The following is a 21,623-nucleotide window of genomic DNA, read 5'->3' on the forward strand; positions in this document are numbered from 1 at the left end:
GCATATTTCAAGTCTTTTAAACATAAAATTGAACCGGATATTCAAATATTTTTTTACTTTCAAACATTGATCTGAAAAACCTACTATTATTCTTTTAACCAGCTAAAAAATGACAAATAAAACTTTCATCCTCGTTCTTCTTTTATCCGCGATTATAATCCTTCCTGCAACAAGCTCCGAAAAAGAAAAGAAAAATCCACTGATACAACTAAACGCTATAAACCCTTCTCTTGTTAAAATAGAAGGTCATGCAGGAGAGAAAATTGATTTATGTATTGCAGAGCGAATAAAAAAGCAAGACATTGATCATCTGATTGAACCTTTCCGGCACAAAACTGAAACCCGATTGTGGCAAAGCGAATTTTGGGGAAAATGGATGTTGTCGGCAGTAGCGGCGTATAAATATACTGAAGACCCGGAATTGTTGGACATTATGAAAAATGCAGTGGACGGGCTGCTGGAAACCCAGCTAAAAAACGGATACATTGGAAATTATGCACCGGAAAGCCAATTGCAGCAGTGGGATATTTGGGGAAGAAAATACAGCATGTTAGGTTTGATTCGTTATTACGAAGTTTCAAACGACAAAAAAGCATTAAAAGCTGCACAAGATGCGGCCAACCATCTGCTTACGCAGGTTGGACCAGACAAAAAAGATATTACATACACAGGAAATTATCACGGAATGGCAAGCAGTTCGGTGCTTGAGCCAATGGTTTATTTGTATAAACACACCGGCAAAAAAGAATACCTCGATTTTGCTGAATACATTGTAGAACAATGGGAAACAAAAGATGGCCCCCAACTGATAAGTAAAGCACTGGAAGGAATTTGGGTAAGCGAGCGCTTTCCTCATCCTGAAACGTGGTGGAGCTGGGACAACGGGCAAAAGGCTTATGAAATGATGTCGTGTTACGAAGGACTGTTACAGTTGTACCTGGTTACCGAAAATCAAAAATATTATAAAGCCGTTGTCGATGTAGTCGAAAACATCATCAATACGGAAATAAATATTGCTGGTTCGGGTTCAGCTTTTGAATGTTGGTATCATGGAATTGAAAATCAGACACGCCCCACCTACCACACCATGGAAACCTGTGTAACCATAACCTGGATGAAATTATGCTATAACCTGCTTCAGGTTACCGGCGATTCACGTTATGCCGACCAGATTGAAAAAACATTTTACAACGCACTGTTGGCTTCCATGAAGTTTGATGCCGGCGAGATTGCAAAATACAGTCCGCTGGAAGGCCGTCGCCATGCCGGTGAAGAACAATGCGGAATGCACATTAATTGCTGCAACGCCAATGGCCCGCGTGGTTTTACACTCATGCCGGGATTTGCTTATATGAGCACAAAAAACAATATTGTTGTGAATTTTTACAGCAATTCAAAAGCAGAAATTGAACGAAACAGTGGAAACAAAGTTTTGCTGCTCCAGAAAACCAGCTATCCGGAAAACGAGAAAATTATCATTGAAATTCAGCCGGAAAAAGAAAACAGTTTTGGGATTTCTTTACGCATTCCGGAGTGGAGTAAAATAAATTCGATACAAATAAACGGCAATGAAATTTTAGATATTCAAGCGGGAACATACAAAAATATTCAGCGCAACTGGAAAAAAGGCGACCAAATTGAACTGACTTTGGATTTACGCGGGCGACTTATAAAACAAGGCGACTACCAGGCTATTACACGTGGCCCGCTGGTATTGGCCCGCGACTCGCGTTTTAATGATGGTTTTACAGACGAAACCGCAGCAATTCAAAACAAAGATGGTGTTGTTGAACTCTCACCTGCGCCCCAGAAACCTGCACATGTTTGGATGGCATTTACTGTACCACTGGTTTTGGGTACCGATTTGGAAGGCGAATTTCGTCAAGCTAAATCCGTACACTTTTGCGATTTTAGCTCAGCCGGAAACACCTGGGACGAAAACACCCGCTACAAAGTATGGATTCGCGAAACACTAAACGTAATGAAAGGAGAATACCGCGGGTATTAAATGATCGTCTCTCTTTTCTTTTTTAGTATAGCTCCGTAAGCATTTAATAAAAAGATGATTAGCCCTCACACAACTATTTCCTGTGCTTTTTAAACCGAATGCTATGCAGAAAGTGTTTCTATCTGTTGATAGTGAAATTGTAGTTACGGGAGTTTATCGTTTTAGTACCAACTTTTGTAAAAAAGCATTCCGGGCAAACAAACCTTCAGGGCTATCAAAACAAGTCTGCTAAACTTCACTCCCATTCTCAATTTAAATCCAGATTATACATGTATATTTTATCAATTTCCACTCTGTCGATGCAATATATAGTATTATTATCATCGGTTACATCAAACGAAAAAACAGGATTCGTCAACTTGAATTTGGCTACAGGTTTTCCCTCCCAATCCCACACTTCTATTTCAGGAATTAATTCGAGATATTTTTCAGGATAGCCGTTGATACACATTGCATATATATATTTATTAGTGGACTTAACGAGCTGATAAAAAGTAGCTATACTTTCTTTGGGCTTTTTAAAAAATACCTTTTCAGGAATATTCATAACAACTTCTTTTTCAAGGGTACCACAATTATCATATATCCGAAACATTTTAAAATTTTCAAAAAAAGAAGCAATTTTTGTCCCGTCGGGTTTGATGACAGAATGTCGCCAGAATGCCCCCCAAACCGCATCCTCTTCTAATCTTTTACTAAAATCGGGATACTGACCAAAATACTCAATTTTTTTACTTTCCAAATTGTACGATACATACATACTATCGCTTCTCCAATATTCATGCAAACCTATAATTGTACTATCATTTAACAAGACGGCATCATTCAACATAAATAATTCACCCGGTAGTTTAATCTGTTCAATTTTTACGTCAGAAGCATCGCCGCCAAATTCTGAAATATCAACAAATATTAACCCTTTATGAATATCAAACAGATTAAACCCATTTTCAGTAGCTACCGCATTACGGGAATCCGGTATTTTAAATTCGTTGGGCCCGTTACCTCTCTTCCCAAAACTACCTGTAAGATTAAAAGAAGGTATGTCGAAAACAAAAAATAAAGGTTCAAAGGACGAACGCATAAAAATAAACTTATTCGCTGAAATAACAACTCCTGGAGTTTCAGCAAAAATTACAGGATCCACTTTAATCACTTTATATTCTAATTCTTTTTCAACTGGAAACCGGATATTAGTGCTGTTTTGCGAGTTTGCATATAAACAAGGGACAAAGGCAAAAACAAAAACCGATAAAAATATTTTCATTTTAAATAACTTTAATTGTTCTGATTACTTTTAGTAAAGTCGTTCTTCTTTCTGCAAAAGCAAAATATCGTATTAATTCTCCCGCATACACAAATGGTGTTCAAACAATTCAAAACACCAATATTCAGAAAAACTGCCGGGGTATAATATCTCTTATTAATCTGGTACTTAATCCATGTGTTATAACCAGGGCAAACTTATCTTCTTTGATGATTGCAAGGTACAAACCGTTTTTCTTTTCTCAAAAGCAGGGGTATACTTTTATGTTTAATTGTTTGAAAAAAAATTAGGGAAATAATCGGCAGGATTGATGGCTAAATTCATTGTGCTACCTGGCCGACAAAAGGTCACAACTATTCTTTGGAAAAAAAAGCAGATTTCTTACTGCGTAAAATACGAACGAAACAATTGTATCTGTCAAACGAGAAAAGTCTTAAACAATTCGCTTTATTGTTTTTGGCTTTCGGCAATAAGTTCTTCCCCCGCCCACTCAATTTTTTGAAGTTCATTGATCAATGAATCTTTCAAAATCATATATTCCGGTAAATTTTCTTCCTTTACCGGTTCTACAGGCGGAGCCTCTACTCTTAAAGGATCGACATAACTTCCATTTTTTGCAACCCGAAAATCAAGGTGTGGACCGGTAGCTAAACCTGTAGCACCCACATAGCCGATAACCTGACCTTGTTTCACACGCGAGCCGGTGCTTATTCCTTTACCAAAACCGGAAAGGTGCATATAAGTAGTTGTATAAACCGAATTGTGTTTAATTTTTACATAATTTCCGCCCCCATTTTTCTGATAAGCGCGGGCAATTACAGTCCCGTCTCCAATACTAACTACCGGAGTCCCTTTGGCCGCAGCATAATCCACTCCGTGGTGTGGACGGCGAATGCGCAAAACGGGATGCATTCTGGAATTTGAAAACCTTGAGCTAATGCGCGAAAATTGCAAAGGAGCTTTTAAAAAAGCTTTGCGGAGACTCACACCCGTTTCATCAAAATAATCGTAGCGTTCTTCCTGAAAAAAACGAAAAGCATAATTTTCATCTCCGTAATGGTCAAACTGAACTGCATAAATTTCACCAATTCCTATCGACATGGAATCTACAAACAATTCGTCGTATATTACTCTGAAGCGATCACCTTTTTGAATGGCAAAAAAATCGATTGTCCATGCAAATATATCCGAAAGATCCAGGGCCAGCATTGGATCTAAATCATTATCTTCCATACAATTCCATAGCGATGTTTCAATTACGCCTTGTGCTATTCGCTGCCGGGTCATTACTTCTTTTTCACCCCGATATATTTTCAGCGTATCGAACAACTCGTAAACAAAAAACTCTGTAGGAGAATTTTCATATACAAAATAACGGGCTTCCTGCAATGAATCGGCAGTTTGGAAAACTGTGTATTTTTGTCCGCTACGTATTTTACGAACATCAAAAATGGGTTTTGATTTTCGCGCCAGCTTATCTATGGTAACCATGCCCACCCCATTATCATTTAAAATTTCGCTGAGATATTCATTCGATTTTATCACGCCTTCTACCAGATGAAAAGAATCAATGGGAATTCCGTATCTTAATACCGGTTCAATCGGAATCAATGTGTCGGGCACAACGTTTTCGCCAACATTTTTCCCTGACTTTTTGTTCTGACACGAAAAAACTATACCAATAAAAAATACCCCAAAAATAACCTTTAAAAATCTTTCCTTCAATAATCCCATCTTACAATCTTAGTTTTTCGAATCCCTGTCCGTACACTCCCATTACACTTCCCATGGTAATAAATGCTTCCGGATCGATTTCTTTTATTTTTCTAAATATAGCACTGGTTTCCCTTTTTCTAACGACCGACATGATGACCTTAGTATCTTCCTTTGTATACCATCCCATTCCGTCTAATATTGTAACACCCCTAATTGCCTCATTGTTAATAAAATTCGCTATATCTTCATATTTCCTGGAAAAAATAAACATTTGCGCCGAACGATTTGCCCCGCTCAAAAAAGAATCAAGCGAATAAGAAACCACCCACATCGTTACGTAACCATACACCAGTTTTGCAGGTGATTGAAATACAAAATACGAAGAGGCAATAATTATTACATCGCAATATAATATAATTCTTCCGGGACTTATATTTCTGTATTTATTGACTATCATGGCAAAAATATCAGTGCCTCCGGTACTTCCGCCCCGTGAAAAAACAATCCCCAGACCAATTCCGCCTGACATTCCGCCCAAAACCGCCGATAGAAAAGTGTCATCCACAATCGGCTTTTTCAGAATATTCTGAAAAAGGGCAAAAAACAGGGTTAAAACGGCAATACTGTAAATGGTTTTTATTCCAAAGTTTGCTCCCAGTATTTTTATTGCTACAAGTACCAAAACCGCATTAATTGCCAGGAAAGTCAAACTCACCGGAATTTTTGTTGCAAAATAAACAACAACAGCAATACCACTCACACCGCCGCCTGTTATTTCTGCGGGGATCAGAAACAAAACCCACCCCATTGTGAACATCAACAAGCCAAAGGTTATAATAACATAATCTTTAAGAGCTGTCGCTAATTTTGGATTCATTTCAATAAAATGTGTAAACATCGCAAAATAAATGATTTCCTGTGAATTATAGTTTAAAACGGGCGCAAAAGAACAAACCGCTTTACTAAAAAATAGTGAGCTTTGTCAGAGAAAATCGAATTAACATAGATTTAAAACACATTGAATATTTTTGGAAAAAGGCTACTAACTCTGGTTTTATATTAAATATCATGTTAATTAAGCAACACCTTAATATATTTGTAAAAACAAAAAGAAATCTGTTGAAGGATAAAGTCGCTGTCATATTACTGGTATTTATACTTTTCTCTCAGCTTTCCGGAGTCTATCTGTGGTTACAACAAAAAAAGCTTGTAGTGAAAACGCAAGTCAAAAACCATGTATTGAGTTCAAAAAAGGAGGGTGAAAGAAAAATCTTATTAAAATTCACGCTGGAAGAAACACAAACAAAACTAAGATGGGAGCATTCCGGAGAGTTTGAATACAACGAGCAGATGTATGATATTATTCGCACAAAAACAGTTGGCGACTCGGTTTACTACTGGTGCTGGTGGGATAAAGAAGAGACAGAACTTAACCGAAAACTTGAAAAACTGTCAGAATTTGAGCAGGCTGAGGAAAAACGGAGCAACAAAAATCACCAAAATACTGTAACTTTTATCCCAACTCCTTTTTGTCAGGAAGTTCAAAAAATTGAAGAGATTTTTGCCAGGAACATAAAAAAAATAAACCCGGACTATTTTATATTTTATTCATCTTTCTTTCTGACACCATTAAAACCACCGCCCAAATTTTCCTAACAAAATAAAAAACAAACAGCTACGCGGATAACGCAAAAGGAAAAATTATGTCCTTTCAGGACAAAATACAGTTTAAAACAAGCATAATGAAAAATATATACTTGTTATTGTTATTGCTAGGACTTGCCGTTTCGGGTTTTTCTCAAACAATAACAATAACAGATAACGATAGCGGGGAACCTCTGCAGTTTGTGGTTTTAATTAGCGAGTCGCCGAAAGCATACGCAACAACAAATAAAAACGGGCAGTCGGATATTACCGACTTTAAAGGGTCGGAAAAGATCAATGTAACTTTTCTTGGATATAAAAAGGTTTCTTTTACCTATTCCGACATTGAATCTCAAGATTTTAGCATTGAACTTGAAAAAACAAATTTAAATATTGATGAAGTTGTTGTATCAGCGGCCAGATGGCAACAATCTTCAAGTAGCATTCCCCTTAAAGTTATAACCATTTCACCAGCAAAAGTTTCAATGCAAAATCCACAAACAACCGCTGACCTACTTGGGATTTCGGGGAAAGTATTTATTCAAAAAAGCCAACAGGGTGGCGGAAGCCCAATGATTCGCGGCTTTGCAACCAACCGTCTTCTATACTCCGTTGACGGAGTAAGAATGAATACAGCTATTTTCCGTGGAGGAAATATCCAGAATGTCATATCCGTTGATCCGTTTTCTCTGGAAAACTCAGAAGTACTATTCGGACCGGGATCGGTAATATACGGAAGCGATGCCATTGGCGGCGTAATGAGTTTTCAGACACTAACACCGCAATTGTCTTACTCCGAATCCACACTTATTTCGGGTAAAGCCGTAGCAAGATATTCATCTGCAAATAACGAAAAAACAGGGCATTTTGATGTGAATGTAGGTTGGAGGAAATGGGCATTTGTAACCAGTGTCAGTTCATTCGACTATGATCATCTGCGGCAGGGAAGTCATGGTCCCGACGAATACATAAAACCCTACCACATTCAGCGACAAGATGAAACTGATGTTGTAATTTATCAGGACGATAAGTTGCTGCAAATCCCAACGGCTTATTCACAAATAAACATGATGCAGAAAGTCCAGTTCAGACCTACAGAAAAATTTGACTTTCAATATGGATTCCACTATTCCGAAACTTCTCCTTATGGCCGATACGACAGGCATAACCGGATAAGAAACGGACTGCCGCGTTATGCGGAATGGAATTATGGTCCGCAAATTTGGATGATGAATAATTTTAGCGTTACACATAAAGGAGACAATGTGTTGTACGACCAGTCAACTTTACGTTTAGCCCAACAGGCTTTTGAAGAAAGCCGAATCGATCGTTCGTTGAATAAAAGTGACCGCACAACCAATACAGAAAAAGTAAAAGCCTACTCTGCAAATTTTGATTTTGTAAAATCTACGGGAACAAAAAACACGCTTTATTACGGACTCGAATATGTTCTAAATGATGTGAAATCGACCGGGAAAGTGGAAGACATCAGCACAACTATTATTGAGGATGGGCCATCACGCTATCCTCAGGCTACATGGCAGTCGATAGCCTTCTATCTAAACGACCAGTTTAAGATTTCGGATCAGTTTTTACTTCAGGCTGGAGTCCGTTATAACCAGTTCAAAATTGATGCAGAATTTGACACCCGGTTCTATCCGTTTCCTTTTACAGAAGCCAACATGAATAAAGGAGCCTTAACCGGAAGTATTGGAGGAATTTTTCGCCCAACAGAAGACTGGGTCATCTCTGCCAACCTAGCTACAGCTTTCCGTGCTCCCAATGTGGACGACATGGGCAAAGTTTTTGATTCAGAACCCGGAGCAGTTGTTGTTCCAAATCCGGATTTGGATGCAGAGTATGCATATTCTGCTGATCTGGGAGTAGCAAAAATTTTTGGTGATATTGTTAAAATTGATCTTTCTGCATATTACACTAAACTGAACAATGCTTTAGTTCGTCGCGACTTTACACTAAATGGCTTAGACAGCATCATGTACGACGGAATGATGAGTAAAGTGCAAGCGATTCAAAATGCAGCTGAAGCCAATGTATACGGTATTCAGGCAGGAATTGAAGTAAAATTACCGGAAGGATTTGGTTTTTCTTCTGATTTTAATTATCAAAAAGGAGAAGAAGAACTTGATGACGGAACAACCAGTCCTTCGCGTCATGCAGCACCTGTTTTTGGAATTACAAAACTTACTTACGTTACTGATTTATTACGACTGGAACTTTATGCTGCGTACCAGGCTGAATATAGCTATGACGACCTGGCTGTAAGTGAACAGGAAAAAACGGAAATCTACGCTCTGGATGAAAATGGAAATCCTTATTCCCCGGCCTGGTGTACACTCAATTTTAAAGGAATGTACAATGTAAACAACAGTTTATCGTTTAGTGCCGGAATAGAAAACCTGACAGATCGGCGTTATCGTTCTTACAGTTCAGGAGTTTCTGCACCGGGAAGAAATTTCTTTCTTTCTTTAACACAAAAATTCTAAAAATATCGATAAGTCGGGCTAATATGAGGTCCGACTTTCTTTTTACTGTATATCAGCATCTTGTAACGACTCCCCAAATTCAACAAAAATCAATACCTAAATATCCTTTTCTTTGTTCTCGCGAACATAATCAACTTTTTTCTGACACATACAAAAAATCCAACAAAATACTGAACTTTCATAAAATAGTCAAAGAGAACCTTCGTTTTAACCGGTTCCAATTTAAAGACACGGTTTGTCTGGAATATACCTGCCCGATTGATGCAGAGCAAATAGGAATTTTTTCCAGAAATGACTACCTCGTTTATTTCCCGATCGGAAAAAAACATACAAAACAACCAACGGGGAGTGGACAGCTGAGATAATTCATCAGTATTTTGATGATGAGTTTTGTATGCTTCGATTTTTTCTTTCGGATGATTTGATAAAAGAGACAATGGAAAAAATTAAAAGCCCAATGATACTGAAATGTTCTGAATGTCCTACTGATTTCACAGCTAAAATGGTAAAACCTTCAGAATACCTCGAAGGACACTTTCATTCGATGCTAACTTATTTCAGAGGAATAAACCGCCCTCCGGACCAAATACTGGTATTGAAACTTAAAGAACTCCTTATTCATATAAAAGAAGACCGGGTAGAAATAAATCTACCCGGTCTTCTTTTATAATTATTTTATGTTTATTCAAATTTATCCCACAACAACATTTATAATTTTCCTGGGAACAAAAATAAATTTCCTTACTGTTTTACCTTCCAGCCATTTTTGTGCTTTTTCATCGGCCAACACAGCTCTTTCTATTTCGTCTTTTGGCATATCCAAAGCAATTTCAATTTTAAATCGCATTTTCCCGTTAAACGAAACGGGGTATTCAAAACTATCTTCTTTTAACAAACTTTCATCAACAGCCGGCCAGCTTTCGTATGCCAATGTTTTGCTGTTCCCGTATTTCGACCAAAGCTCTTCGGCCATGTGAGGGGCAAACGGTGCCAATATTTTTGCAAATGTTTCAGCCGTTTCTTTGTTTACTTTTCCTTTTTTGATAACCAGATTATTAAAAACCATCAATGCAGAAATTGCAGTGTTAAATTTCAGATGTTCCAAATCAAATTCAACTTTTTGAATTGTTTGATGCAGTAATTTGGCTACTTCTTTATCTTCTGTTCCTTCAACAATATTCTCAGATTCTGCAAAAAAACGGTAAGCGCGACCCAAAAAATTAAACACCCCTTTCACGCCATTTTCGGCCCATGGTTTCCGTTCGTCAAGTGGGCCCATAAACATTTCATATAAACGTAACGAGTCGGCACCATACCGATCAATTACATCATCCGGGTTCACTACATTCTTTAACGATTTTGACATTTTAGCCACAATCTGCTTCAGTTCCTCCCTGGTTTCTGTGTGGAAATATTTACCTTCTTTTTCCTCCACCAAATCAGAAGAAACTTTTGCACCGGTGTTTGTTTCATACGCAAATGCCAGAATCATCCCCTGGTTAAACAATTTCTGAAAGGGTTCATCGGTAGAAACAACTCCCAAATCAAACAATACTTTGTGCCAGAAACGCGCATACAGCAAGTGTAATACTGCATGTTCAGCACCGCCAATGTACAAATCAACCGGCATCCAGTACTGTTCTTTTTTTACATCAAAAATTGAATCTTCATTCAAAGGATCGATGTAACGCAAATAATACCAGCACGAACCTGCCCATTGGGGCATAGTGTTGGTTTCGCGTCGTCCTTTTCTGCCATTTTTGTCGGTAACCAAAAGCCAATCTTTAGCATTTGCCAGCGGAGACTCACCGGTTTCACTTGGTTTATATTCTTCAAGATCAGGCAATTCAAGTGGCAAATCTTCATCTTCTACCAAAGTAACTTCTCCATCTTCCCAGTGAATTACCGGAAAAGGCTCACCCCAGTATCTTTGGCGGGAGAATAACCAGTCGCGCAATTTAAAATTCACGGTTGCTTTACCTAAATTTTTACGTTCGAGCCACTCCACCGTTTTTTGAATTCCGGTTACTTTGTTTAATCCGTTTATATCCAACCCGGTTTCTTTATTTGCTGAGTTGATGTATTCGCCATCTTCGGTCCAGCAAGCATCTCCTTTCAAAATCTCATCACGGTTCTCAACATCTTTCGGATCCAGGATGCAAACCACCGGGATATCAAATTCTTTTGCAAACTCAAAGTCGCGTGTGTCGTGCGCGGGAACTGCCATAATTGCGCCGGTCCCGTATCCCATCAAAACATAGTCGGCTACCCAAATCGGTATTTTTTTGTTATTCACCGGATTAATGGCATAACGCCCGGTAAAAACCCCGGTCTTCTCTTTTGCCAAATCAGTACGATCCAAATCCGATTTTAATGCCGCAGCTTTTACATAAGTTTCAACTGCATCTTTTTTATCTGAAGTGGTAATTTCATTTACCCATTCATGTTCAGGTGCAATAACCATATATGTTGCACCAAACAAAGTATCGGGTCTGGTGGTGTAAACACGTAAATCTTTCTCTAAATCTTCAATTTCAAAATCTACCTCTGCACCGGTTGACTTTCCGATCCAGTTGCGTTGCATATCTTTTACACCTTCCGGCCAGTCAAGTTTCTCCAATCCGCTTAATAGTCTTTCCCCGTAATGAGGAATACGAAGCAACCATTGTTTCAAATTTTTACGAACCACCTGATTCCCGCACTTTTCATGCGAACCGTCGGTTAAAACCTCTTCGTTGGCACAAACCGTCTTGCACGAGTCGCACCACCAAACCTGAGCATTGTCGTAATACGCCAGACGCTTTTCTCCGATATATTTTTTTACGGCCTCTTCGCCTTTTTCTTTAATTTCATCGGGTACAACCAGTTCCGAAACAGGACGACCTTTCTGCTGTTTTTCATCAAACCAGGTGTTATATAACTGTTTAAAAATCCACTGTGTCCATTTAAAATATTTTGGGTCGGTGGTATTTATTTCGCGGTCCCAGTCATAGCTTAAACCAATTGATTTTATCTGGCGACGAAAATTATCACAATTTTTGTTCGTGGTTATTGCCGGATGTGTTCCGGTTTGAATGGCATATTGTTCAGCAGGCAAACCAAATGCATCATATCCCATCGGATGAAGCACATTAAAACCTCTCATCCTTTTATAGCGGCTTAAAATATCTGTGGCCGTGTAACCTTCCGGATGGCCAACATGTAAACCCGCACCCGACGGATATGGAAACATATCAAGGATATAGTATTTTGGTTTCGAAAAATCGTCGGGAGTTTTAAACGTTTTATTCTCCTCCCAATACTTTTGCCATTTGGGTTCTATTTCCGCGAAATTATATTCCATTTTTTCTTTTTTGAATAAGATTCTGAACTTAAAGCCGCAAAGATAAAGATTTTGTCCAAAGGATGGAGTTGCTTTAAACGATGCTGCTATAAAACCTTTGATATTTTCAAAAAAGAGTTTCTCCGACATCAAAGAGGATTAAAACCAAGCGATTGCATGTTAATCTGAGAAAAACTGAACTTCCCAGCATATTTAGAGTTTCAATAACTTATCCTGTTCGTAATACTTTTAAAGCAAAGAACCAGAATAACTTCTGAATTATAAACTCCAGGGTATATTTCTTTTCATTCTATCCAAACAATAGAAATACAATATGCTGAAAAACAAGTTGGTACAAACCTCTTTCTTTTTGTAAATTGATTTATGAAATATAAAAACCGGAACATCATGAATATCAATGATCCAAAGGCATTTGTAGATGATTTTATGCAATATGTAAAAACAAAAGATCCACTTCAGCATGAATTTCACCAGGCTGTGGAAGAAGTTGTAGAATCATTATCCGACTTTCTTTTGAAAAATCCCCGATACCTTCATTCTAAAATCCTTGAACGAATGGTTGAACCGGAACGAATAATTCAATTTCGTGTTCCCTGGGCCGATGATCAGGGAAGTATTCACATCAACCGTGGCTACCGAATTGAAATGAATAGTGCGATTGGTCCTTATAAAGGAGGGCTTCGTTTTCATCCAACTGTGAATCAAAGTATATTGAAATTCCTTGCTTTCGAACAGGTGTTAAAAAATAGTCTGACCTCTCTCCCCATGGGAGGAGGAAAAGGTGGTTCTGATTTTGATCCGAAAAATAAATCGGACAGTGAAGTAATGCGTTTCTGCCAGAGCTTTATGACTGAACTCGCGCGCCACATTGGTCAGTACACCGATGTACCAGCGGGGGATATCGGCGTTGGCGGACGCGAAATTGGCTACCTATTTGGACAATATAAACGTTTACGAAATGAATTTACCGGTGTTCTTACCGGAAAAGGTGTTGAATGGGGAGGCTCACTCATAAGACCGGAGGCTACCGGCTATGGCACCGTCTACTTTGCAAAAGAAATGCTTGAAACCATTGGAGAAAGTTTTAAAAACAAAATTGTAGTGATATCAGGTTCGGGGAATGTAGCGCAGTTTGCAGCTGAAAAAGTAATTGAGCTTGGTGGAAAAGTTATCACTTTTTCAGATTCAAGTGGTTCTATTTATGATCCGGATGGAATTGATCGGAAAAAACTTGATTTTGTAATGGAGTTAAAGAACATTCACCGGGGCAGGATTCGTGAATATGCTGATAAATTTAGTGTAAGCTACCTGGATAAACAACGCCCATGGAGTATTAAATGCGATATTGCATTGCCCTGTGCAACTGAAAATGAAATTAACGGAGAAGAAGCAAAAACACTGGTTGAAAACGGATGTATAGCGGTTGCCGAAGGAGCCAACATGCCAAGCACAATGGATGCAGTACACCATTTCCTGAATTCAAAAATACTGTTTGGCCCCGGGAAAGCTGCAAATGCGGGAGGTGTTGCCGTTTCGGGGCTTGAAATGACTCAAAATAGTATGCGTCTTGCCTGGAGCAGAGAGGAAGTGGACAACAAATTACATTCGATAATGAAAAACATCCACCAAATGTGTGTCAAATACGGCAAAGAAAACAATGATTTTGTTAACTACGTAAAAGGTGCAAATATTGGAGGATTTGTTAAAGTCGCCAATTCAATGATGGCACAGGGACTTGTATAATTCTTTACCTGACTTTCAATATAAATACAAAATCCGGTTTCACTTTTGAGACCGGATTTTTCATTTTTACTGACAAAAAAATTATCGATCCCATTTTATTTTTTAACCTCGGGTTGAAATACAGTCGCCAACAGATGAGAAAGCCTGAGAACTGTGAAGTGGCAATCGTTCATTTTTTGTCTGACAGTAAACAAATAAAATGTTTAGTAACTGGTGATTTCCCGATTAAACCATTCTTAACCGGTATTTTTATTTATACAGTTTATGAGATAGTGCTAAAAAATTTCTGTTCAACAAGCTTGGAAAATTGCTTGGTAGCTGACAACACATGATTCGATATATACATGGTAATCGACAGTCTACAATTTTAATAAACAGCCAGGGTGATTCCGATCGCTTTGCGTTTTTTGCCCAATCAAGAACAACTGCGAGAAATATTACTGTAGCATGACAAAGAAGAAAGCCCGGCCACTCACCGGGCTTTTAACTTTGGTTAGCTTTAAGATCTACTCTTCAGTAGCAACTGGAATAACACTAACCTGGGAGATGTTCTGGATATCTGAATAATCGTACTGATAGAATCCTCCGTCTCCTATCATAAACAAATATCCATTTACCGGGATAACATCGTATGTGTTGATATTTGGGAAACTCGCAATTTGATGGTCGTCGATGTGCTGTTTGTCTGTCACATCGTAAACTTTTAAACCGGCATCGCCGTCACAAACAAACAACGTCTGGTCGTCAATGCCTAAACCGTAAGGTCCGTGCAATGGGTAGGATTCGAGTAAGCTTATATCAGTATAATCGTCGGAAAGCTCTAATACATCGAGCCGGTTAACGTTGCTGCCACAAGCATTTCCTCCACGCAAAGTAACGTAGGCATAACCATCTGCAACTACCACAGGATCGCAACTGGTTATATGCCAGAACTGGCCGATATAACTGGGAACAGTCGCCACTTCCAGACTGTAAATGAGCATACCATCCCGGGTTCCGAAAAACATGTGTCCATCGGTGATGAACATGGTTTCAATATTCCAGCCCACATTCATATTACCTATGTCACTCGGACTTTCCGGACTATTTACATCGAACATATATAACATTGAATTATCAACGGTGTAGAGATAATCATTATACAAACCAAAACGGGCCATTGAGCCTCCTACACCAAAAGCACTTCCGTTTGATGATCCGCCACCATTCGCTGCATCCATGGCATAAAACGCCTCATCTACACCGCGAAATACAGGATAATAATGGTATTCCATTTCCTGACGAATTTCTTTAATTTCCCAGTCAATTACCACACCTTTTTCCTCATCCACTTTGGCCACACGATACTCCTCATCGTATGGAGGTGTTGTGTACGGAAAAATGTCTTCAACTCTGTTTACTTCCTGCGGATTGCTTATATCTGAAATATCAATGGCAACCAAATCAACATAACTGTCGGCATATAAAATGTTATTTTTTATGGCGATGTCGACGTTACCCGGCACCTCGATAAAACCTATATTTTGTGGGTTAGTTGGATCCTGGTTGTCGATAATATGAATTCCTTTAAGCTCTTCGTTGATAAAAATATAGCCGTCTTTAAAGTAAATTTTACCGGGATTTATCAAATCACGTGATTCCGCCATTTTTACCGAGGTCCGCAATTCGTCCCAGCCCATATAAACCGGTGAATTAGCGGTAAAAACCTCGGTGTATTCATCCATACAGGAATTTATTCCTGCAAACAAAATTAGTAATGTGAATATATTTCTGATCGTCTTCATGTTCGAATGATTTTAATTGAAAAGAATCCCGATTTTTATTACCAACCGGTTATAGTCTACATCGAGCCGGTAATCATCTTCTTCAGCTTTGTACTGCAGACGATGGAACTGATATCCAACTGCGAACGACATCCCGATACCTGACGAAAACATATGTGTATACCCAACGCCCGGATGTATCAGAACTCCCCCTTTTGCATTCAGATTATCCTGGGCATAATAATACCCTGGCCAAATGCTGTTCCATGCAGGATAAACATCGTAATAAAACATACTCCCATCCTCCAAAGCAATTTGGTAACCTCCTTTCAAAAAAACATAAGGTGAAGAAAAATTATCGTTGAGTTTATATTCCAGGTTTAAAAATACCGGCAGATAGGATTCATTAAAAAACTCGGCACCAAATCCCACACCTAAAGAAAACCTAGGCTCAAGCCGGTAGTTTACAGAACCCGTCAAACTAAAAGGGGCCGATTGACTGTTTTGTGAGTTACCGACCAGAAGCCCTGCTTCAATTCTGTAGAAAAGTGCTGATTCGCCTGAGAAATTTCTGTTAAAATTTAATTTTTTATTTCGGGTATCTATTATTGTATCTACTTCTGAGGCTTCAAATGTCCATAAGTTTCCCGCTGAAATGATATGGATTTTATCATCGGAGTATTGATATTTCCCTTTTAATACCGTTCCGTTTTTTAAATGAATGTGTCCTTTTTCCAATTGTGAAAAAACCGGAAATGCAACAAAAATTGCAAAAAAGAAGAGCAACAATTTCTTCATAAGCTTAATTATTAAACGGCTAAATGAATTTTCTTTTCTGCCTTTCAGACAACAGGTTTGAAAATCATTTGTTTGTAATTTTGTAGAAGATGGGAAAGCAGATGCAAAAGGTTGCGTTAACCTAAAAACTTTTTAACATTTGGGTTCTTTTGCGGAAATACTATATAGAAAACCTATTTATTCTCAGTGCCGAAAATACGGTCAAATATAAAAAGGCATTAAAATATTTCTTCTTCAATAATTTTTGTTGCCTGAACGAGGTCAGTTGCAGTATAAAAATGAATTTTATTTCTTCGGAATAGTCTTTTTAATGTTCTTCTTTGTTCAGGGAAAAGCTGCAAGAAAGAACGGCGGTCTAGAGAAACTTTATTCATCGAACCATCAGGAAAAATGATATAATAGTTTAACATATGCTTGTATTCTGAATCCCGCATTCCTCCATGAATTTCATCTTTGTACAGCGACCTTTTTACAACCTCTGTCTTATGCCAAAGATAAAGCTTTACACTACCATCGTACAACACATTCACATAGTGATAACCTTTAGGAATTCTATCAAAATTAACTTTTCGAAATAAACCATAAGTTCCATACCCCTGTTCCATTTCGAACTCGTGAATAATAGTTTTATCGAGTGAGATTACAGAGCCTACTCTCTCGTTATACATTATCATTTCATCGAGATAAGTATTCAATTTGACGTATACGTCTTCATAGATATCACCATTTTCAAGCTCCAGCTTTGCATGACACCATTCTTCATTTAAATATACCGATCCAATATATTTCGGCCAGAAATAATATTGGTTACCGGTGAGTTTATAATTTAATGTGTTCGATGCTGTGGTTAAAGGGTTTACAGAATTATAAAACTGCTGAGCAGAAACCGCTGCGACCATAAAAACGGCCAAAACCGACATTACTATTTTACCCCGGACATTCATTCAACTTTTATTATTTTTTGACTATATAATACTTTTTGGTCTTTCTGAATCAAAATCACGCGAATTATAGCATCTCCTTTTAAATCTGACGTTACAAAACGCAACTCTTTTTTACCGTTTAAAGAGTCAAATTTATTTCGGTACAATACCCTTCTAAAATTCGGAATGTGAGTATTGTCAACATCATGGTTTTTAAAACTCCATGTTTTTTGCATTTGCAAGCAGGGATATTCAAAATGCCCTGTTGACTGATTTACGTCAACCCAGCTTAATGACCTGTTCTTTGTATAAATCGACAAGATTCCTGAAAATGACAAGTCGCCAAAAAACTTCTTTTCGTAAACCACATCTACCCGGGCAATATCGTCTGTGCCCATAGGTGCAAACACTTCGGGATCAAAAACGGGAATACCATCCAGTAATTTTAAAGGCTCTTCTTTAAAAACGGCATCTCCTCCCAGATTTAATAACCTGATTGTTGTCTCCCCCTTTCTTTCGCGATATTGCACACCGTGTAAAATTTCGCGGGATACATCCTGAAAATCAGGCAAATCGACAAACAAATCGGGATAAAATGTTTTAGTTGGCTCGCCATAAAACGGATGCCTAAACTGCCGCTGCATTGCGAAAGAGCGAGAAGATTCGATTTTATAACCGCTAAAAAGCTTCGTAAAATAGGACGCTTTTATCACACTCTCGCCAAATACCAATTCTTCGTGGTTGAGCATCTTTTCTGAAACGACAAGTCTGTCCGCATCAATATAGTCCTCAAACAAATCAATGGTACATGGCATTGAGTTTTTTGCTAGTGCCTGTAACACAATATCGGCTGTTCCAAAAGCATTCCGCAAATAGAAATAAAAAACACCGAATGAGTCCGAAACACAATAATCAAGATATGGAATTGAATCCGGAATACTAAGAATAACCACAGCATTGGGTACAGGTTGATTATCTTCCGCAGAATGCACTTTCCCTGAAACTAAAATTCCGTTTTTCTCCACCACAGGAACGGGCAATTTTACTGCCGATTTATGAGCTGCCGGATACCAGGAAGTTGCAAAATCCACGTTAGAAGCCTCTTCCAATCCTGCTGTTACTATTACCTGAGAAGTATTGGCCAAAACATCTTGCAAAATATCCAAACTGACAACAACCTCCTCTCCTTTTTTATAATCTTCCTTTTCCGTTTCAATATGTACAGCAGTACTGTATTGATATTTTATTTCATTCTCCGGCAACGGAAAATCAAATGTAAACAGCTCTTCTTCAAACCGGTTGTAAACGGTAACAAACCTCTGGTTTACCTCTGATTCATAATTACTATTTTGTATTAGCGAAAACGCCCGAAGCGCATATATCCCGGAGGAAAGCGAATCAGGAACGGGAATATAACCTGTTCCCGTTCCATTATCGCAGAGTACTGATACTTTTGAAATGTGAGTATTCTCCATATTATCGAGCTGAACATGAACAACATTACTCATTTCCTCCTGTTCACTGTTAAAAACACTGATACTAAACCAGATGGTATCACCTGAAACTGCCAAACTTCTGTCGGGAAACAAATAAATTTGTTCTTGAGCCTTTGTTGGTATAGTCAAAACAATCAGAAGCAAAATACTTGACAGATACAAACTAATATTTCCAAACTTTTCATTCATTTGTTTTATTATTGAAATTTGGAATCCAAAAATCGGGTTTCGTAATTTTACGATGACCTCTTTCAGGAATATCGTAGAAGAAGGGAATACTCTCAAGAGTTCTTACCGTATCCTTAAATTTATTATAATCAAGAAAAAAACGCTTTTCACTAAAAGAAGAAATTTCAAAATTACCTAATACAACTTTTTCAGGATCAGTAACACACTGAATATTTCCTTTTGTCTGGGTGTAAACGGGATCAAAAATTTTTCCCTCAGCATCCAGCTGGCTGTTTAAATCGGAATAAAAATTATAGGCATCTTCACTTATTCCATATTGGTAAACAATATAAATCCAGCCCGCAAACAGACCATCAAGTGGTTTATACTTGCTGTAATCTGACTCAAAAAAATCCAGTTCATGCATGGTAATATCTTTTTCAGTACTAAATTCCTGAGGCCCGGCAATATTATAGGTACCCTTTGGATAAAACGAAGACCAGTGGAAATCAGAAAATTCCTGAGGAAACAATGAAGGAAGCACTATTGAATCGAAATAAGTTATATACTGAACAATCTTCCTGGCATAAAAACGGTAATGATTCACTCCTCCCTTATGCTTCATATCTGCATAAATCTGCACGCCTCTCACTTCTGTGATTTTATCTGTTGAGTTCGAGGCGCCGACAACAACACTTTTTGTTATAAAATCAGTGTAAACAGAATCAATATGTGGAAGTTCGGGGACAGTTTGTAAGCCCGATTGATACCTTTCTCCGGCGTATTCAATATAAAGATAATACGAACCGTTTGCATCCAGTTGATAATTTAGTTTATAGGCTCCCGGAGCAGTTTCTTCACATTTCACCTGATTATTGTTTGCGTCTACCAGGTAAACCTGTGCGCCAGAAACAGACGGGTAAGAATTATCTTCTCTGTTAAAATTAATCGTTTTGTATAAATAAATGTCGTTTTCTGTTTGATTTGAAATTAAAACAGCTTCGACAACCAATAAATCATCTACCTCCTCCAAATCAGGCTTGTAAATTTCCTCACAAGCCACAATCGTAAAAAAGACCATTAGAATATATATAATTCGTTTTATCATTTCAACATAAAATTCAGGGCAAAGCCAATTTTACAAGAAGCAAAACTTTCGATACGAATAAAGTGATATTTTCAGGTTGTTCACGCATGTTTTAACTATTCAAATATGGAACCCAAAATTCCGGCTTAATTTTTTTCTGCTGTCCTCTTTCAGGGATATCATAAAAATCAGGAATTGTTTCAAAAGCAGTTACAGTATCTTTAAATTTACTGTAATCAATGAAAAAACGTCTTTCACTAAAAGATGAAATTTCAAAATTGCCAAGCACTACCTTTGTAGAATCTGAAATACACGAAATATTTCCTTTTGTCTGGGTATACACTGGATCGAAAATCTTACCCTCAGCATCCAACTGGCTGTTTAAATCAGAATAAAAATTATACGTGTCTTCATTTATTCCATATTGATAAAGAATATATATCCAGCCAGAAAAAAGCAAACTGTCGTCTATATATTTATTATAATTGGATTCGAAAAAATCCAGTTCATGCTTTATGATACTTTTTTCTGAACTGTATTCCCGTGGACCGGCAATATTAAAAATTCCGGTAGGATAATAAGACATCCAACGGTACTCGGCAAATACATCAGGTATTGGAGACATTCCTGTTATTTCTTCAAAAAAATCGATATGCTGAAGTATTTTACGGGCATAAAAACGATAATGATTCAGGCCGCCTTTATAGTCTATATCTGTATATACCTGAATTCCTTCCACCGTTGAAATTTTGTCTGTTGAATTTGAAACCCCGGAAACAAATGTTTTTGTTGTAAAATCAGTATACATTGAATCTATTTCCGGAAGTTCGGGAACCGCTTGCACCTTCGACTGGTATTTCTCCCTCGCATATTCAATATAAAGATAATATGAACCATTTGCTTCCAACTGATAAACTAATTTATAGGTTCCGGGGGCAGTTTCTTCACATTGAATGCGATTGTTGTTTTCGTCAACCACATAAACCTGCGCGTCGGAAACAACAGGATAACTATTATCCCAGTTATTGAAATTAACTGTTTTATATAAAAATATTTCGTTTTCTGTTTGATTTGAAACTAAAACAGCTTCTACAACCAATAAATCATCTACCTCTTCAAGCACCGGCCTGTAAATTTCCTCGCAAGCCACAATTGACAGAATT

The 21,623-nt window shown here is 37.9% G+C and carries 15 protein-coding genes; 5 read left to right on the forward strand and 10 right to left on the reverse strand.

Annotation, left to right across the window (positions count from 1 at the left end; genetic code table 11):
• The first annotated feature begins 109 nt into the window (after positions 1 to 109).
• Positions 110 to 2,008: a glycoside hydrolase family 127 protein gene (locus tag K5G00_RS01465; protein ID WP_238763666.1), complete on the forward strand. Its 1,899-nt coding sequence runs from the start codon at positions 110 to 112 to the stop codon at positions 2,006 to 2,008.
• Positions 2,009 to 2,255: 247 nt separating this feature from the next.
• Here the strand turns inward: K5G00_RS01465 and K5G00_RS01470 are convergent, their stop codons facing one another.
• From K5G00_RS01470 to K5G00_RS01480, 3 genes are all read right to left on the reverse strand, one after another.
• Positions 2,256 to 3,275 (reverse strand): BF3164 family lipoprotein, encoded by a 1,020-nt coding sequence (locus tag K5G00_RS01470; RefSeq protein WP_238763668.1) that lies wholly within the window; start codon positions 3,273 to 3,275, stop codon positions 2,256 to 2,258.
• 447 nt (positions 3,276 to 3,722) lie between these two features.
• Positions 3,723 to 5,009 carry a M23 family metallopeptidase gene (locus K5G00_RS01475; RefSeq protein ID WP_238763671.1) on the reverse strand — a complete coding sequence of 429 codons (1,287 nt, stop codon included), beginning with the start codon at positions 5,007 to 5,009 and terminating at the stop codon, positions 3,723 to 3,725.
• Between the two features lies 1 nt (position 5,010).
• Entirely contained in the window at positions 5,011 to 5,868 is an 858-nt protein-coding gene (locus tag K5G00_RS01480) for a YitT family protein (RefSeq protein ID WP_238763673.1), read from the reverse strand.
• 335 nt (positions 5,869 to 6,203) lie between these two features.
• On the opposite strand from K5G00_RS01480, the gene K5G00_RS01485 reads away from it, so the two are divergent.
• The 3 genes from K5G00_RS01485 (at position 6,204) to K5G00_RS01495 (ending at position 9,809) form a co-directional block, all read left to right on the forward strand.
• Positions 6,204 to 6,647 (forward strand): hypothetical protein, encoded by a 444-nt coding sequence (locus K5G00_RS01485; RefSeq protein WP_238763675.1) that lies wholly within the window; start codon positions 6,204 to 6,206, stop codon positions 6,645 to 6,647.
• 86 nt (positions 6,648 to 6,733) lie between these two features.
• Entirely contained in the window at positions 6,734 to 9,139 is a 2,406-nt protein-coding gene (locus K5G00_RS01490) for a TonB-dependent receptor (protein ID WP_238763678.1), read from the forward strand.
• A gap of 364 nt (positions 9,140 to 9,503) precedes the next feature.
• Positions 9,504 to 9,809, forward strand: a complete 306-nt coding sequence (locus K5G00_RS01495; protein ID WP_394800850.1) for a hypothetical protein — start codon at positions 9,504 to 9,506, stop codon at positions 9,807 to 9,809.
• A 21-nt stretch (positions 9,810 to 9,830) separates the two neighbouring features.
• Here the strand turns inward: K5G00_RS01495 and leuS are convergent, their stop codons facing one another.
• Positions 9,831 to 12,482: a leucine--tRNA ligase gene (gene leuS, locus K5G00_RS01500; protein ID WP_238763683.1), complete on the reverse strand. Its 2,652-nt coding sequence runs from the start codon at positions 12,480 to 12,482 to the stop codon at positions 9,831 to 9,833.
• A gap of 387 nt (positions 12,483 to 12,869) precedes the next feature.
• On the opposite strand from leuS, the gene gdhA reads away from it, so the two are divergent.
• Positions 12,870 to 14,225, forward strand: coding sequence for an NADP-specific glutamate dehydrogenase (gene gdhA / locus K5G00_RS01505; protein WP_238763686.1), 1,356 nt, complete (start codon positions 12,870 to 12,872; stop codon positions 14,223 to 14,225).
• A gap of 506 nt (positions 14,226 to 14,731) precedes the next feature.
• Here the strand turns inward: gdhA and K5G00_RS01510 are convergent.
• From K5G00_RS01510 to K5G00_RS01535, 6 genes are all read right to left on the reverse strand, one after another.
• Positions 14,732 to 16,009: an LVIVD repeat-containing protein gene (locus K5G00_RS01510; protein WP_238763688.1), complete on the reverse strand. Its 1,278-nt coding sequence runs from the start codon at positions 16,007 to 16,009 to the stop codon at positions 14,732 to 14,734.
• 12 nt (positions 16,010 to 16,021) lie between these two features.
• Entirely contained in the window at positions 16,022 to 16,786 is a 765-nt protein-coding gene (locus tag K5G00_RS01515) for a hypothetical protein (protein WP_238763692.1), read from the reverse strand.
• Between the two features lie 218 nt (positions 16,787 to 17,004).
• A complete protein-coding gene (locus K5G00_RS01520; protein ID WP_238763695.1) occupies positions 17,005 to 17,730 on the reverse strand; it encodes a hypothetical protein in 726 nt (241 codons plus the stop codon).
• Positions 17,727 to 19,394 carry a hypothetical protein gene (locus K5G00_RS01525; RefSeq protein ID WP_238763696.1) on the reverse strand — a complete coding sequence of 556 codons (1,668 nt, stop codon included), beginning with the start codon at positions 19,392 to 19,394 and terminating at the stop codon, positions 17,727 to 17,729. Before K5G00_RS01525 ends, K5G00_RS01520 begins: the two co-directional genes overlap by 4 nt.
• On the reverse strand, positions 19,387 to 20,481 hold the full coding sequence (locus K5G00_RS01530) for a DUF4249 domain-containing protein (protein ID WP_238763698.1): 1,095 nt from the start codon (positions 20,479 to 20,481) through the stop codon (positions 19,387 to 19,389). The genes K5G00_RS01525 and K5G00_RS01530 overlap by 8 nt, the downstream gene beginning before the upstream one ends.
• A gap of 91 nt (positions 20,482 to 20,572) precedes the next feature.
• Entirely contained in the window at positions 20,573 to 21,610 is a 1,038-nt protein-coding gene (locus K5G00_RS01535) for a DUF4249 family protein (RefSeq protein ID WP_238763700.1), read from the reverse strand.
• Between the last annotated feature and the right edge of the window lie 13 nt (positions 21,611 to 21,623).

Origin of the sequence: Maribellus maritimus, from assembly GCF_022267315.1 — a bacterium.
GTDB classification, from domain to species: Bacteria; Bacteroidota; Bacteroidia; order Bacteroidales; family Prolixibacteraceae; genus Draconibacterium; species Draconibacterium maritimum.